Origin of the sequence: Mesorhizobium sp., assembly GCF_004962925.1 — a bacterium.
In the GTDB taxonomy this organism is placed as follows: Bacteria; Pseudomonadota; Alphaproteobacteria; order Rhizobiales; family Rhizobiaceae; genus Mesorhizobium.
On record NZ_SUEO01000034.1, the window covers coordinates 1 to 14,097 of the forward strand.

The window sequence follows — 14,097 nt, forward strand, 5'->3', positions numbered from 1 at the left end:
CCCTGCTGCTCTATGGTCCCGAGCCGATCCATGAGGGCGAAGCGCTCGCAAAGGCTATCATTGAAACCGTCGAGCGGTTAACTCGTCTAACCGAGGCTACTCCTCGTCGCTGAAACCCACTAGCGACGCATGGCGTATGTGGCTGTGGTCGCCGCGGAGATGCTTGACGCGCAGCTTTACACGCGGCCCGACCCACTGCGTTGCAGGCCGTTTCTTCATGCCCTCCGGCGGCGGCCCGGCGTGTTCCCGCACCCGCTTCAACAGCCGCTCCCTCATGTCGCGGCCCAAGGTGATGAACGCCGAGCCGCGATACTTCCCGGAGCCCGGCTCCGCTAAATAGGCGAAGGCTGCCTTGCCAGGCTCGCGCTCGACGCCCAGCAGTTCGAATTCGTCGACCGTGAAGCTCTTGGTCTTCAGCCAGTTCGAGGTCGGGCCGCTGCGATATTTGCTGTCGGGCCGCTTCGATACAATGCCCTCAAGCTCGACCTGCTCGACGAGATAGAAGATCGATTTGGCGTCGCCAGGCATAGCCTCGCTGAACTGGATCCGGCTGTTCGGCTTGATGATGCCGGAGAGAATTTCGCGACGCGACTCGCAGCCGATGTCGCGCAGATCCTGGCCGTTCAGGTGTAGAATGTCGAAGGCGCAGAGATACATGGCATAGGGATTGTTGTGGACCGCATTCTGGAGCGCATTGAAGTCGGGCATGCCGGCAATGTTGGTGACGAGCGCCTCGCCGTCGATGATGGCCTTCTCGACGGCGAGCTCCCTCGCCGCCTCCACGATGCCCAGGTATTTGCGCGTCCAGTCCTTGCCGGTTTTGGTATAGACGCGAATATCCTCGGGGCTGTTGATGACCACCTGGGCACGGTAGCCATCGAGCTTGATCTCATGAATCCAGTTGTCCCCCTCGGGCGGCTTGGCCACCAACTTGGGCTCCATCGGGGGGATGAACCTCAGCCGGCCGGTACCGGCATCTGCCCGCCTAAGCATGGAACCTAGTCTAGGTCACCGGCGTATATTAGCCAGAGCGCACATAACGAAATTCCAAAAGGATGTGCGATATGGCTGACGACAAGAGCAAACGCGACTTCCGTGACCGCAACAAGGTATCGTCGGACGATGATTATGAGGTGAACTTTTTCGCTCTGCAGAACAACATCACGCCAGAGCAGGTGCGCGAGCTGATCCGCAAGCACGGCAGCGATCGGGCAACCCTAACCGAGGCCGCGAAGGCATTGCCGGCACAATGATGACCAAACTCTCAGACCTGGGGCAGCCGATCGCCGGCACGCGACACGGCGAGCCCGTGATGCATGAGGGATCATTTCTATTCCTGCCCGACCTGTGGCCAGGCATGGTCACAGTCGTCTGGAGTTCGATTAGCCGAGGCGGGAGGAGATCGGACTGCGTTACCGGCCGCCCACCGTCCCCGGGCTGTCACCGGCGGTGCTCACATTCTCCCAAGTGAACAGATCGTGATTCCGCAGGAGCTGCGGCAACAAAATGGCGTTGCCGGCGTTGCGATTGATCCTGTCGCACGGAAGGAGAATCCGATAGGCGACGAGGAAATAGATTCGAAGAAAGCTATTTCGAAGCAAATCCGCGCGCGTCTCAGAAAGAGCGCCGACCAGGAAGCGCTATGGCGCCCTATCAAGGACGAGTCAAAAACACTTCTATATCTGTGTGATATGCGGACAAGAAGTCGACATGCGGCAGCTTGCCGAAGTCTTTTATCACGAGGAGCCCGGCCATCAGCCGTTTGGATATGACAAAGGTACCTAAAACGCCTCTCAACCGGTCCCAGCAGCTGTTTGGGGAAACAAAAAGCCGTCGCACAGGAGAGCAACGGGGGATCAAGCGGTCACCCGCGCGGAGTTGGACAGGCTCTGCCCGGTGGGTGAATCGTGATTCCGCTCCGGCTCGGCAACCACCTCAATCTGGTAGTGCGGACCCTAGGACGCCTAGGAGCAACAGCACAGAAAGCGCCAAGAAAGCCAACAGCATGATGGGTGTTGCGTTGGGGAAGTCGGCCGTGATCGCATGGGCCGGCTGAGCTTCAAAAGCTCCACTTCCGTCGTCGATCAGCGCGTCTTTCCGCTGGCTCCTCCTCATCCCATGGGACGGAAGCCCAAGCTTCTTCATGCTCCAAATTCTGGCCGAGATGTCTCCTGCAATTACCGGATCATCGGACAGATGGCCTGCAAGCCACTCAGGAAGGCTTTCGTCACCGCGCTCGCCCATGGCACCGTAACCTTACGCTTTTACTCTACTTTTAGACTTAACTATTTCAATCTACTACCATCGGTTGCGGCAAGCAAGTGTGGGATATTTCTTGGAATTTCCGACAACGAAACGCTCTGTTTGAAAAGCCCGCGCCTCCGGGAGAGGTCGCGGCAAAGGTCTGTTGGCACCAGAGAGACTGACCCAGTGTTAGTCTGGAGACGGTCCACGACTAGCGCATCGGCCAAATAGATGAAGCCCGCGCCCCACGGAGGGGAGGGACGCGGGCTGATCGGGAAGGAAACCGATCTTGCAGCATTGGTTCAAAAGAGAGCTGCAGGAGGCGAACGTCCTGGCCGTGCCAGTGTTCCATATGGAAACAAAAAACCCGCCGCAAAGGCGAGCGACGGGGCGATCAAAGCGGTCACCGAGCGCGGGGTGAACGGGCTTTGCTCAGTTCGCGGACCGTGAAAAATGATAGGCTGCCGGCAGCGTCGCGTCTGCCAACCGGCGGTTGGAAGGATCGAGCGCTAGTTAGAGGAGCGTAGCAAAATACCCTCCTCCTCGGCAGCAGCCTCGAAGGCCTTCCTTACGTCGTTGGGCGTGCGCTCGCCTTCAATGAGAGCCATGCAGACCTCAATGGCCTCTTTCCACTTAGGTCCCCGCTTCGTCCACTTCATGAGTTCCACGGCGGCACCCTCTACATTGGTGCAGACGTAAGTGAGCCTAGGTTGGTCGGTTTCGATATAGACCGGAGGGTGAAACCAATGGAGAGCCATGATACCTCCTACTCGGGCGAGAGATACATCTCCGTCTCCTTAGCGGCAGCCACGAAAGCCTTTCGTATGACATGAGGGTCAATCGGATCGCCCTCCAGTGCTGACAGGCAGAGGGTCCACGCCTTGTGCCAGTGAGGTCCTCTCCGGGTCCACCTCTTGAGCTGCTCAAGGGCTGCCCTCGTATTGTTGCAGCCATGCCTGACACCGTCCGTTTCAGTCTTCACGAACACCGGAGGGACGAACCAAAGAGTTGCCATGATACCTCCTACTCAGGCGAGAGATGGCTTGTCGGACCACTTGGGGCGACACTCTGTCCTCGAACGCTTCAACGCAGGAGTGGACCGCTTTCGTCCACTTCGGCTCCTTTGTGTCCCACGCCATGAGTTCCTCGGCGACTCCCTCGACGTGGCTTACCCATGGCGAATGCCCGGACGTTTCGCCTTCACGTAATACGGGGGAGAGAACCAGAGGAGACTCATGAGAGGTAACTATTGGGATGCTCACATGTTTGGTAGAGGCGGGATCACAGCGGCGGCTCGGTCGATCTCTCTGACCGGGGCCTCATTTCCGGTCATGCAAGTCGCCTACCGCCCCAGCGCTTGTTTCGAAACCGACAGAAGTTCTTCCTCGTCCACCATTCCGGCCATGTAATTGGCAATAGTTCGGGACGCGAGCGATTCGCGCCGTTGTTCCGATTGGCCGTCAATCTTCAAACGATTGAACACGCGGCCAAGCAGCGCCAGCTCAGACGGATTGAAAACACCGGCAGCCTCGGCCTTTCGTTCAATCGGCATCAGCAAGCCGCCTAACGGCATATTCCTTTGATCAGATTTTACTAACACAAGGGCGCGAGATGATCGATCTGCTCGCGCCCCTACACCTGCATGCTGCCGGCCGCATTAAACCGGCCAAGCGGTCTGATCGACCTACACGTCTCACCGCTTCTTGAGGGCGGAATACGCTTGCATTCAGCTCCAGGCGTGGCTGGCCAATCCATAAACCCAAGGTCTGTTGCTTTCCCGGTTCAGGAACCGGCGGCCTTTGGACATTGTCGTCACGGTCTCGTCAATTCCGAGGCCGCTGTGCTGTAGAAACTCTGCAAACACGCCATCCCTCTCGCGCGAATCGACGCGCGCGAATCGACCTGCCAGCTTCTTCAGATGGACGGCTGTGAGATGAACCGCGTCCTGGTCGCTCCGAGCCACAATGGGGCCAATTACATGGCCGCGCCCGAACTCACGACACATGGAATAGCCAACGACCTCGCCGCCACGACTCAAAGTGACGATTGAGGCATCCTCCGAGAGCAACGCAAGCAGCCTTGCACGGTTTGTCCCGAATGCGCGCGCGTCCAGCGCGGTGATCTCGCCGAGCCTGTCGCTGGGCAGCTCATTTAGTTCACCATCGAGAGCTGGCATCGGCGGGAGTGTTTGTGGGACCTGTCCCTGGCGCATATAGACGATCGCCTCGCTCGTGAAGTCGAGTGAAACATAGAGTGGATAGGCGGCATGGGTTGCGTTCAGGGCCAGGTTGCGATCTCCGCACCGCTCGAGGACCTGGTCCATAAGCCATCGGCCACCTCCCTGCGCCTGTATGCGGGGCGTCGTGATCACCAGGCCAATGGTGGCAAAGTCGTCCCCATGGGGAAACCACATCGCGCTCCCGAAAACGCGCCCGATACCATCAACGGCGACGATGCCGTGGCCGGCGCGACGCAGAACGTCCCAGTCCTTGGGCCGATGCGGCCAGCGGACGGAAATCGATAGTGCATGCAGCAGCTCAACGTCGACATCATTGATGTCCCGCGCGACCAGTTCGAAAGACTTCAGGCGCACTGATCTCTGCATTTCAGTCGATCCGTTCCTTCACCCAGCCGGAGTCCGCGAAGGTTCCCCAGGGTCTTTTGCCCTACCATCGCACCGGAAGGCCAGCAGGTTTCGCTGCTTCGAGGCACTTTTTCGCAATCTTCAGCCAAAGCACGACGCGATTCGGCAGGGAACACTGCTGCCTACGGCTAGGCTGGTCGCACCCGGTGATAGTGTGCAAGCAGAGCGGACCGCCATGAACGTGGAAGAAATCCTCGCGACCCTGATTGCATTTCCCTCTGTTGTGGGCACGCCAAACGGCGCGATCGTCGATTGGATCCGCGACTACTGTCAGGCAGCAGGAGCCGAGGTGACGGTTCTCCCCGGTCCCGAGGGCGACCGGTCCAACCTCTTCGTCACGATCGGCCCGCGCGAGGGTCGGGGCTACATCATCTCCGGACATGTGGATGTGGTGCCGGCCGGCGAGCCGGAATGGAGCTCGGATCCATTTGTTCTGCGCCGCGAGGGCGGCAGGCTTTACGGCCGCGGCACCACCGACATGAAGGGCTTTCTCGCCTGTGCGTTGGCCGCGCTCCCAGGACTTGCGGCGATGAACCTGCGGCAACCAATTCATCTCGCATTCTCCTACGACGAAGAGGTGGGGTGCCGTGGCGTGCCGCATCTCTTAGCTGCGTTGCCAGGCCTATGCGAGAGGCCGCTTGGCGCGATTGTCGGCGAGCCGAGCCGGATGCAGCCGGTGCGCGCGCACAAGGGGAAGGCCGCCGCGCGGCTCGAGGTGATCGGGCGATCCGGCCATTCGTCTCGCCCCGATCTCGGACTCAATGCCGTGCACGCCATGGCCGGATTCATCACGCACGCCGTGGCCTATGGCCAATCCCTTGCCGAAGGACCGCTCGATCAAGATTTCGAGCCCCCATATTCTTCGTTGCAGGTGGGCGTCATCGCCGGTGGACAGGCGGTCAACATCATCGCTGGCCACTGCACTGCCGATATCGAGGTACGTGCCGTGCCGGGCGTTTCTCCATCCTCCCTGCTTGAGCCGGTCAAGGCCGGGCTTTTTGCCCTGCGCGACAGCGGATTCGAGGTAATTTGGCACGAGTTGAGTTCCTATCCCGGCCTTGCACCCGCGAAGGGGAGTGAGCTAGCGGCGGTTCTGATCGAGCTGACGGGGCAGGAGCCGCTCACAGCGGTCAGTTACGGCACGGAGGCCGGGCTTTATCAGCAGGCCGGTATCGATGCGATCATTTGCGGCCCCGGCGACATTGGCCGTGCTCACCGTGCCGACGAATATATCGAGACCGGTGAACTCGCTGCTTGCCGGAAGATGATCCACGGGCTCGGCGCGCGTCTCGCGGCCTGAAGGAAGGGCGGTTTCCATGGCGTTTCTTTTCAATTCCGATGCCGCGCGTGCTGCGGTGTTCCGCGAGATATTCGCGCGCGAGCTCCCGGAGCTGGAATTCTTCCATTCCGGCGAGGAGATGGAGCCGGAGAAGGTGCGCTATCTCATTACCTGGACGGTGCCGGACGAGATCTCGCGCTACCGCAATTTGGAAGTGCTGTTTTCCATCGGAGCGGGCGTCGACCAGTTCAAGCAGGACGTGGTGCCAAGCCATGTGAAGCTTGTGCGCATGGTCGAGGATGGCATCATACGCATGATGCAGGAATACGTCGCGCTCGGCGTGTTGGCGCTCCACCGGGAGATTCCCGCCTATCTCGAGCAGCAGAAAAGGTGCCTCTGGCAACCGATTGCCGCTCGACAGGCGGCCGAACGCCGGGTTGGCTTCCTCGGCCTTGGCATGCTGGCGCAGGCGGCTATCGAGCGCCTGAAGCCGTTCGAATTTCCGCTTGCCGGGTGGAGCCGCAGCGAAAAGCGGACAGAGGGCGTCGCCTGTTTTCATGGCGCGGACCAACTCGCGCGCTTTCTGAAGCAAACGGATATTCTCGTCTGCCTGCTGCCGCTGACGGAACAAACGCGCGGCATGCTCGATGCAAAGCTCTTCGACCTACTGCCCGCCGGGGCGCGGCTGCTGCATCTCGGCAGGGGTCCGCAACTCGACCAGGCTGCGCTGATCGACGCGCTCGACACCGGTCACGTATCTGCGGCGATGCTTGATGTAACTGATCCAGAACCGCTCCCGGAAGACCATCCGCTGTGGTCGCATCCGAAGGTGACGATAACGCCGCACATTGCCTCGGTGACGCAACCGCATACGGCGGCGCAATCCGCCGTGGACAATATCCGGCGCCACCGCGCCGGGAAGGCTCTGATCGGCCTCGTCGATCGGACGCTCGGCTACTAAAAAGGAAACCTCACATGTCACTTCTGATCACTGTCGACACAAATCCCGCCTTCACGCCGAAGGAAGCATTGCCGCTGCCGGAGCGGCTCATTTCCGGCACTCCGTCCTTCAAGACCTGGGCGCAGGATGCCTCGAAAGGTGAGAAGGTTCTGACCGGCGTCTGGGAGGCGACGCCCGGCGAGACGCATTCGATCAAGGGCACCAACTACGAGTTCTGCCACATCATTTCGGGTGTGATCGAAATCGAGGAGAAGGGGGGCGAGACGAAGACCTATCGCGCCGGCGACAGCTTCGTGATGAAGCCCGGTTTCATCGGCGTCTGGCGCACGATCGAGACCGTGCGCAAGATCTACGTCTGCGTTTATGACTGAGTTCAATGCTCAAGGTCCGGCCGAATAGAGCGCGCGGCGGTTCCAGAACAATCGACTTTCCAAGTTCCGCCTGCCGCGGTTCGACGCCGTCGGGTGGCTCATCCTCGACGGAAAATGCGGCGCGCGGTCCATTATTGTTCCGATGAAACGCTAGTGCGAATGAGGACCTCCATCAAATGAAGACCTACAACATAGCGCTCATCCCCGGCGACGGCATCGGCAAGGACGTGACCGAGTCGGCATGGCAGGTGATGCAGGCGGCGGCAAAACGGCGCGGTTTCGCCCTTGATGGCAAACGCTTCCCATGGTCCTGCGCCTACTACCTGGAAACCGGCGCAATGATGCCGCCAGACGGCATCGAGACACTTCGAAAATTCGATGCGATCTATCTCGGCGCTGTGGGCTGGTCCGCGGAAGTGCCCGACTCAGTATCGCTTCACGGACTGCTCCTGCCGATCCGGAAAGGATTCACGCAGTACGCCAACATACGACCGCACAGGCTGTTGCCGGGCGTCCAGGGCCCCCTCCGCTCTGATGGATTCGACATCCTGTGCATACGCGAGAATACGGAAGGCGAATATTCCGGCGCCGGCGGGCGCGTTCATTCCGGCACAGCCAATGAGGTCGCGATTGAGACGGCAATCTTCACGCGTGCGGGTGTCGAACGGATCATGCGTTTCGGTTTCGAACAGGCGCGGGCGCGCCGCAAGAAGCTCGCATCTGTGACCAAGTCCAACGCGCAGAAACATTCCATGGTTTTCTGGGATGAGGTGACGCGCGAGATAGCGAATGACTATCCCGAAGTAGAGGTCTCGCACTACCACATCGACGCCATGGCTGCCCGCATGGTGCTGGCGCCTGAAAGCCTCGACGTAATCGTCGCCTCGAACCTGTTTGGCGACATCCTCACCGATATCGGAGCGGCGATCCAGGGCGGGCTGGGTTATGCCGCCTCTGCCAATATCAATCCCGATCGCAGCGCACCTTCCATGTTCGAGCCTGTCCATGGTTCGGCGCCCGATATCGCGCATCTCGGCGTCGCCAATCCGATCGCCGCGATCTGGTCCGGTGCGATGATGCTGGAGCATCTGGGCGAGCGGCATGCTGCGGCCGAAGTGATGTCGGCAATCGAGTCCGTAACCGCGCAGGGGATAGGCACGATCGCAGGCAAGGACCGGACTGAAACAATCACGCGAGCCGTGCTTGCGGCATTGATCTGAAAGGGCAGAGGAAAAAGACCATGAATGCGATCACGAAGATTGGCACCTTTAACGATGCGGACCTGTTCCGCCAGCAGGCGTTGATTGGCGGTGTCTGGCGGGACGCGGATACAAAGGCCGTCGCCGAGGTCACCAACCCTGCCAGCCTGAATGTTCTCGGCACCGTTCCCGACATGGGGGGCGACGAGACCAGGGCCGCGATCGGTGCTGCGGCCGAAGCGTTCAGGAGTTGGAAGAAGAAGACTCATGCCGAGCGGGGGGGACTGCTGGAACGCTGGCACGACCTCATTCGCCGGCATGAACAGGATTTGGCGCTTCTGCTGACTCTGGAACAGGGTAAGCCGCTTGCTGAGGCGCTCGCGGAGATCCGCTACGGCGCGTCGTTCGGGAAATGGTTCGCGGAGGAGGCGCGACGGATCGGTGGCTCGACCATTCCGTCACCCACGGCCGATCGCCGCATTCTGGTTCTCAGGGAAGCAGTCGGCGTCTGCGCCATCATCACCCCGTGGAATTTCCCCAACGCGATGATCACACGCAAAGTCGCCCCCGCACTGGCTGCCGGCTGCACAGTGGTGATCAAGCCGTCCGAGTTTACACCATTTTCGGCGCTCGCGCTCGGCGTCCTGGCGGAGCGAGCGGGCATTCCGGCAGGCGTTATCAACATCGTAACCGGCATGCCGGCGGCGATCGGCAAAGAGCTAATGGCCAACGAAACGGTGCGCAAGATCTCCTTCACAGGTTCGACCCGCGTCGGCGCGCTTTTGATGAAGGGCGCCGCCGACGGCATCAAAAGGCTCAGCCTCGAGCTCGGCGGGAACGCGCCTTTCATCGTCTTCGATGACGCAGATCTCGATCTCGCCGTCGAAGGGGCGGTAAACTCCAAATTTCGCAATGGCGGCCAGACCTGCGTCTGTGCCAACCGCATTCTCGTGCAGGCCGGCATCTATGAGGCGTTTGCTGCGAAGCTCGCCGGCCGAGTTGCAGAGATGAAGGTTGGCGCGGGTACAGAGGAGGGCGTCGTCATCGGGCCGATGATCAATGGTGCCGCCATCGAGAAGATCGAGCGGCATGTCGCCGATGCTTTGGAGAAAGGCGCCCGGATAATTGCCCGGAGCGAAGCAGTGCCGGAAGGCAAGCAATACGCCCGGCCTATTCTGCTCGGCGACGCCACGACCGAAATGCTCCTGGCGTCGGAAGAGACGTTCGGGCCTGTTGCGCCGCTGTTCCGTTTTGAAACCGAGGAGGAAGCAATTGCGATCGCCAACGGAACGCCCTTCGGCCTTGCCGCCTATTTTTACACGGAAAACCTCAAACGATCGTGGCGTGTGGCCGAGGCGCTGGAGTTCGGCATGGTCGGGCTCAACACCGGCCTGATCTCGACAGAGGTCGCGCCGTTCGGCGGTGTGAAACAGTCGGGGCTGGGGCGCGAAGGATCGCAGCTGGGGATTGAGGAATATCTCGAGGTAAAGACGCTTCACGTCGGCGGGTTGAATTAGAGGCTTTTCCGGAGGCTTCAACAGCGAGACTAGCAATGAGAAAGGGGCGGTCGAACCGCCCCTATCTCATTCGATACTTCGGATGCCGCGATGGCCGGAGGCCCGCCAGCCTCAAGCAACTTCCCGAACGGGCTCCAGTCCGACGGCGGCGGCCAGACCTCCGATATCCTTGATCTCGGTATATTCGTAGAAGGGATTCGCGGGCTCGTGGCCGCGATTCACCCAGACCTTGCTCTTGATACCGAGATCATAGGCGGTCATGAGATCGTAGCGGAATGAGGACGACACATGAGTAATGTCCTCAGGGCCGCAGCCGAGCTTGTCGAACATATATTCGAAGCCCTTCATCAAAGGCTTGTAGGCGCCGGTCTCCTCGGCCGTGATGACCATGTGGAAGGGCGCGCCGAGCTTCCCCACGTTTGACATGATCAGGCTGTTCATGGAGTTCGACAGGATCACCAGTGGGATTTCCTTGGCGACCTTGGCCAGTCCCGCCGGGACATCCGGGTGCGGACCCCATGTCGGCACTTCCTCATAGATGCGCTGGGCATCCTCGGGCCGGAATGCGACGCCGTTGCGCTTGCAGGTCCGTTCCACGGAATTGTGCACGACCTCGATATAGGGCTTCCAGGCGCCAACAACCTCGTCGAGGCGATAGCCCGCGAAATCCTTGATGAACTGCGTCAACGCGGCAGGCGAAAGCTGCGAGCCGTAGATGCGCCTCGCGGCACCGGCCATATCGAAATTGGTGAGCGTGCCGTAGCAGTCGAAGGTGATGTATTTCGGTCTGAACGTCGACATGGCGACCATCCTCCTAGTTTTCCTCGGCACAGCGTGCCTGTACCGCAATCACCATAGTCGGCGACATGGAAGACTAACGGTCGCATTCGCCGCAACCTGAAGCAGATCGTTTCGTATTGCATCGCCGGATTGGCAGAGAGTTGCGCCAGGTGTCCTTTCGAGCTTTGGGAGCAGCGCGGCCTGCCGGCCATGCTTCGGCAGAAGATGCGGCGCGAGCGGCGAAGGATAGTGAAAACGCGTGGCGCATGGCTGCCGGTCGGGAGGAACTGCTGTCTTTGGTGGTCTACCGTGAGCACTTGAAGACGAAGGCCGGAAATTCATCATGACCACACAACAGATCATCCTTGAAGAGATGACACCGGGGCACCTGGAAGGTGCTGTCGAGTTGTCTCGCCAAGTTAAATGGCCGCATCGCCGCGAGGATTGGGAACTGGTCCAGTCGGTCAGCCGGGGGATCGTCGCTTTGGAAGAAGAACGCGTGGTGGCGACCATCATGATGACCCCCTATGGCGACAATGCCGCCACCATCAACATGGTGATCGTCGACGCGGCCATGCGCGGCCGCGGGCTCGGCCGCAAGATGATAGAAGAGGCGCTTGCCAAGGCGGGTGAGCGCACCTGTTGCCTGGTGGCGACACGGGAAGGCCTGCCGCTCTATGAGAAGCTGGCCTTCGTCACGACTGGCGAGATCGTACAGCATCAGGGCGAGGCATTGCCTGTTTCCGCGCCGGCACGTGTATCCTGGGCCGAGAGCGGCGATCTTGCCCGCCTCGGAGTGCTGGATCGCGAGGCATTTGGCCATGACCGTTCGGCGCTGATGAAGCTGCTTCGCGAGCGCGCGAAGTTCGCTGTCATTCGCGATGAAGGCGATACCCAGGCCTTTTCCGCCATCCGGCCATTCGGCCGGGGGCTGGTCTTCGGGCCGGTGGTGGCAAGAAACGGTACCGAGGCCAAAGCCCTGATCGACTTTCTGCTCGCCCATCATCAGGGCAAGTTCGTCCGTTTCGATACCGACGTATCGACGGACCTTGCTGAATGGCTCACCGGGCGCGGGCTCGCGCACGTCGGCGGTGGGATCACGATGCGACGCTCCATTGCCACGCACAAAGAAAGCAAGCCCGCGCATCACCGCACATATGCGTTGGTCAGTCAGGCACTGGGTTGAAATCGGAGGAAGAAATGCTGGCAAACTCACTGATCGAACTCGATCGCGCACATCTGGTTCACCCGTTTTCATGCTATCGGAGCCACGAGGAGACGGGCGTGCGGGTGCTCAAATCCGCCAAGGGCGCAACAGTAACCGATGCAAGCGGAAAAACCCTGCTGGACGGATTCGCAGGGCTATGGTGTGTAAACATCGGATACGGCCAGGAAAGCGTCGTTGAAGCAGCCGCAAAGCAGCTAAGAGAGCTTCCCTATGCGACGGGATATTTCGGGCTGGGATCCGAGCCTGCCATTCGTCTTGCTGCCAGGCTCGCCGAACTGGCCCCCGGCGATCTGAACCATGTCTATTTCACGCTGGGCGGTTCCGACGCAGTCGACAGCACGATTCGTTTCATTCGCTACTACTACCATGCCAAGGGTACGCCGAAGAAGGATCAGTTCATCTCGGTCGAGTATGGCTACCACGGATCCTCGACGGCAGGGTCCGGTCTGACCGCGATTCCCGCTTTCCATGCGGGCTTCGGCGTCCCTTACGACTGGCAGCACAAGATTCCCTCGCACTACGCCTATCGCAATCCGGTCGGTTCCGATCCGCAGGCGATTATCGACGCGTCGGTCGCGGCCCTGCGCGCCAAGATCGCGGAACTCGGCGCGGACCGCGTTGCGGCCTTCTACGTCGAACCCATTCAGGGTTCGGGCGGAGTCCTCGTTCCACCGACAGGCTGGCTGAAGGCCCTGCACGCCGTGTGCAAGGAACACGACATTCTGTTCGTTGCCGACGAAGTCATCACTGCCTTTGGCCGCACCGGCCCGCTCTTCGCCTGTGAAGAGGACGATGTGGTGCCGGATTTCATAACCACGGCGAAGGGACTGACCTCGGGCTACGTGCCGATGGGCGCAGTCTTCATGTCGGACCATGTCTACAATACGATCGCGGACGGAGCCGGCAAAGCACCTGTCGGCCACGGCTACACCTATTCAGCCCATCCCGTGAGCGCGGCGGTGGGGCTGGAATGCCTGCGTCTCTACGAAGAGGGCTTGCTCGAGAACGGGCGGAAGGCCGGGAAGCGCTTGATGGAAGGTCTTCGCTCGCTCGCCGACCACCCACTGGTTGGCGATATTCGCGGTCGCGGCATGCTGGCCGCGGTCGAGTTGGTCACTGACAAGGAGCGCAAGACGCCCCTGCCGGCGGCAGCCGATCCGGGTCGCCGTATTTTCGACCGCGCATGGGCGAACGGCCTCGTCATCCGCGCCTTCAACAGCGGCATCCTGGGCTATGCGCCGCCGCTCTGCTGCACGCAAGACGATATCGATGGAATCCTGGAACGCACGCGGATGACGCTGGATCAAACCCTCGAAGACAAGGACGTGCGGGCGGCGATGAAAAGATGATCGTCCAGACTGCCGCCGCATGCGCGCGGCAGCCTCTTCCTCATCTGTCGAATATGGCGTCGAGCGGCAGGTGAGATTTCACGATAGGGGATTTCAGCACGACGAAGCTGAAATATTTGTCGATGCCGATGTCCATTTCGACAAGGCGCTCCATGACCGTCTGGTATTCGGTGATTCCCGCTGTGACAAACTTCACCAGATAGTCGTAGCCGCCTGAAACAAGATGGCATTCGATGACGGAATCGATCTTCTCGACGGTGGCAAGGAACCGCGCGAAGTCGTTCTGCCGATGGTTCCTGAGCGTGATCTCGGTGAAGACCGTCAACGTCTGCCCGAGCTTGGAGACGTCGATCTGGGCGGAATAGCCGGTGATGAAGCCTTCCGCCTGAAGCTTCTTGACCCGCATCAGGCAGGGGCTCGGTGACAGATAGACCAGCTCGGCAAGCTCGACGTTGGATATGCGCCCGTTCTTTTGCAGCTCGGAGAGAATTTTGATGTCGATCTTGTCGAGCTTCATCAGAAACC

The 14,097-nt window shown here is 60.3% G+C and carries 16 protein-coding genes; 8 read left to right on the top strand and 8 right to left on the bottom strand.

All coding sequences use genetic code 11. From position 1 onward, the window contains the following. Positions 1-96: 96 nt before the first annotated feature. The gene (locus tag E5W87_RS10025) at positions 97-927 is read right to left on the bottom strand and encodes an ATP-dependent DNA ligase (protein ID WP_292396545.1); all 831 of its coding nucleotides are present in this window, start codon (positions 925-927) and stop codon (positions 97-99) included. Between the two features lie 137 nt (positions 928-1,064). Between E5W87_RS10025 and E5W87_RS10030 the strand changes: the two genes are divergently transcribed. Then, a complete protein-coding gene (locus E5W87_RS10030) occupies positions 1,065-1,253 on the top strand; it encodes a DUF3606 domain-containing protein (RefSeq protein WP_292396547.1) in 189 nt (62 codons plus the stop codon). 682 nt (positions 1,254-1,935) lie between these two features. On the opposite strand, the gene E5W87_RS10035 is transcribed toward E5W87_RS10030, so the two are convergent. The 5 genes from E5W87_RS10035 to E5W87_RS10055 all read right to left on the bottom strand — a co-directional run bounded on the left by E5W87_RS10035 (position 1,936) and on the right by E5W87_RS10055 (position 4,849). After that, on the bottom strand, positions 1,936-2,244 hold the full coding sequence (locus E5W87_RS10035; RefSeq protein ID WP_292396549.1) for a hypothetical protein: 309 nt from the start codon (positions 2,242-2,244) through the stop codon (positions 1,936-1,938). A 509-nt stretch (positions 2,245-2,753) separates the two neighbouring features. Beyond that, the gene (locus E5W87_RS10040) at positions 2,754-3,002 is read right to left on the bottom strand and encodes a DUF982 domain-containing protein (protein WP_292396551.1); all 249 of its coding nucleotides are present in this window, start codon (positions 3,000-3,002) and stop codon (positions 2,754-2,756) included. An 8-nt stretch (positions 3,003-3,010) separates the two neighbouring features. Beyond that, complete coding sequence (locus E5W87_RS36050; protein WP_367118811.1) at positions 3,011-3,259, bottom strand: DUF982 domain-containing protein; 249 nt, start codon at positions 3,257-3,259, stop codon at positions 3,011-3,013. Positions 3,260-3,586: 327 nt separating this feature from the next. Then, complete coding sequence (locus E5W87_RS10050) at positions 3,587-3,796, bottom strand: hypothetical protein (RefSeq protein WP_292396555.1); 210 nt, start codon at positions 3,794-3,796, stop codon at positions 3,587-3,589. Between the two features lie 174 nt (positions 3,797-3,970). Next, the gene (locus tag E5W87_RS10055) at positions 3,971-4,849 is read right to left on the bottom strand and encodes a GNAT family N-acetyltransferase (RefSeq protein ID WP_292396557.1); all 879 of its coding nucleotides are present in this window, start codon (positions 4,847-4,849) and stop codon (positions 3,971-3,973) included. 214 nt (positions 4,850-5,063) lie between these two features. Here E5W87_RS10055 and argE point away from each other — a divergent pair, with 214 nt between their 5' ends. The 5 genes from argE (at position 5,064) to E5W87_RS10080 (ending at position 10,215) form a co-directional block, all read left to right on the top strand. Then, entirely contained in the window at positions 5,064-6,188 is a 1,125-nt protein-coding gene (gene argE, locus E5W87_RS10060; RefSeq protein WP_292396559.1) for an acetylornithine deacetylase, read from the top strand. A 16-nt stretch (positions 6,189-6,204) separates the two neighbouring features. Then, positions 6,205-7,128 carry a glyoxylate/hydroxypyruvate reductase A gene (locus E5W87_RS10065; RefSeq protein ID WP_292396561.1) on the top strand — a complete coding sequence of 308 codons (924 nt, stop codon included), beginning with the start codon at positions 6,205-6,207 and terminating at the stop codon, positions 7,126-7,128. A gap of 14 nt (positions 7,129-7,142) precedes the next feature. Further along, entirely contained in the window at positions 7,143-7,499 is a 357-nt protein-coding gene (locus tag E5W87_RS10070; protein ID WP_292396563.1) for a cupin domain-containing protein, read from the top strand. 176 nt (positions 7,500-7,675) lie between these two features. Next, positions 7,676-8,719: a tartrate dehydrogenase gene (locus tag E5W87_RS10075; protein ID WP_292396565.1), complete on the top strand. Its 1,044-nt coding sequence runs from the start codon at positions 7,676-7,678 to the stop codon at positions 8,717-8,719. A gap of 20 nt (positions 8,720-8,739) precedes the next feature. Continuing rightward, complete coding sequence (locus tag E5W87_RS10080; RefSeq protein ID WP_292396567.1) at positions 8,740-10,215, top strand: NAD-dependent succinate-semialdehyde dehydrogenase; 1,476 nt, start codon at positions 8,740-8,742, stop codon at positions 10,213-10,215. Between the two features lie 111 nt (positions 10,216-10,326). Here the strand turns inward: E5W87_RS10080 and E5W87_RS10085 are convergent, their stop codons facing one another. Next, positions 10,327-11,016 carry a haloacid dehalogenase type II gene (locus E5W87_RS10085; RefSeq protein ID WP_292396569.1) on the bottom strand — a complete coding sequence of 230 codons (690 nt, stop codon included), beginning with the start codon at positions 11,014-11,016 and terminating at the stop codon, positions 10,327-10,329. Between the two features lie 322 nt (positions 11,017-11,338). Between E5W87_RS10085 and E5W87_RS10090 the strand changes: the two genes are divergently transcribed. Together E5W87_RS10090 and E5W87_RS10095 are read left to right on the top strand one after the other, a co-directional pair. Continuing rightward, on the top strand, positions 11,339-12,181 hold the full coding sequence (locus E5W87_RS10090) for a GNAT family N-acetyltransferase (RefSeq protein ID WP_292396572.1): 843 nt from the start codon (positions 11,339-11,341) through the stop codon (positions 12,179-12,181). Between the two features lie 14 nt (positions 12,182-12,195). Next, the gene (locus tag E5W87_RS10095; RefSeq protein WP_292396614.1) at positions 12,196-13,572 is read left to right on the top strand and encodes an aspartate aminotransferase family protein; all 1,377 of its coding nucleotides are present in this window, start codon (positions 12,196-12,198) and stop codon (positions 13,570-13,572) included. Positions 13,573-13,612: 40 nt separating this feature from the next. On the opposite strand, the gene E5W87_RS10100 is transcribed toward E5W87_RS10095, so the two are convergent. Continuing rightward, complete coding sequence (locus E5W87_RS10100; protein ID WP_029352587.1) at positions 13,613-14,089, bottom strand: Lrp/AsnC family transcriptional regulator; 477 nt, start codon at positions 14,087-14,089, stop codon at positions 13,613-13,615. Positions 14,090-14,097 lie beyond the last annotated feature (8 nt).

Bases quoted from the DNA above. Each gene is read 5' to 3' on its own strand.
- E5W87_RS10035 (WP_292396549.1), bottom strand. From the start codon at position 2,244: ATGGGCGAGCGCGGTGACGAAAGCCTTCCTGAGTGGCTTGCAGGCCAT.
- E5W87_RS10050 (WP_292396555.1), bottom strand. From the start codon at position 3,796: ATGCCGATTGAACGAAAGGCCGAGGCTGCCGGTGTTTTCAATCCGTCT.
- E5W87_RS10030 (WP_292396547.1), top strand. From the start codon at position 1,065: ATGGCTGACGACAAGAGCAAACGCGACTTCCGTGACCGCAACAAGGTA.
- E5W87_RS36050 (WP_367118811.1), bottom strand. From the start codon at position 3,259: ATGGCAACTCTTTGGTTCGTCCCTCCGGTGTTCGTGAAGACTGAAACG.
- E5W87_RS10095 (WP_292396614.1), top strand. From the start codon at position 12,196: ATGCTGGCAAACTCACTGATCGAACTCGATCGCGCACATCTGGTTCAC.
- E5W87_RS10065 (WP_292396561.1), top strand. From the start codon at position 6,205: ATGGCGTTTCTTTTCAATTCCGATGCCGCGCGTGCTGCGGTGTTCCGC.
- E5W87_RS10075 (WP_292396565.1), top strand. From the start codon at position 7,676: ATGAAGACCTACAACATAGCGCTCATCCCCGGCGACGGCATCGGCAAG.
- E5W87_RS10080 (WP_292396567.1), top strand. From the start codon at position 8,740: ATGAATGCGATCACGAAGATTGGCACCTTTAACGATGCGGACCTGTTC.
- E5W87_RS10100 (WP_029352587.1), bottom strand. From the start codon at position 14,089: ATGAAGCTCGACAAGATCGACATCAAAATTCTCTCCGAGCTGCAAAAG.
- E5W87_RS10040 (WP_292396551.1), bottom strand. From the start codon at position 3,002: ATGGCTCTCCATTGGTTTCACCCTCCGGTCTATATCGAAACCGACCAA.
- argE (WP_292396559.1), top strand. From the start codon at position 5,064: ATGAACGTGGAAGAAATCCTCGCGACCCTGATTGCATTTCCCTCTGTT.
- E5W87_RS10090 (WP_292396572.1), top strand. From the start codon at position 11,339: ATGACCACACAACAGATCATCCTTGAAGAGATGACACCGGGGCACCTG.
- E5W87_RS10085 (WP_292396569.1), bottom strand. From the start codon at position 11,016: ATGTCGACGTTCAGACCGAAATACATCACCTTCGACTGCTACGGCACG.
- E5W87_RS10055 (WP_292396557.1), bottom strand. From the start codon at position 4,849: ATGCAGAGATCAGTGCGCCTGAAGTCTTTCGAACTGGTCGCGCGGGAC.
- E5W87_RS10070 (WP_292396563.1), top strand. From the start codon at position 7,143: ATGTCACTTCTGATCACTGTCGACACAAATCCCGCCTTCACGCCGAAG.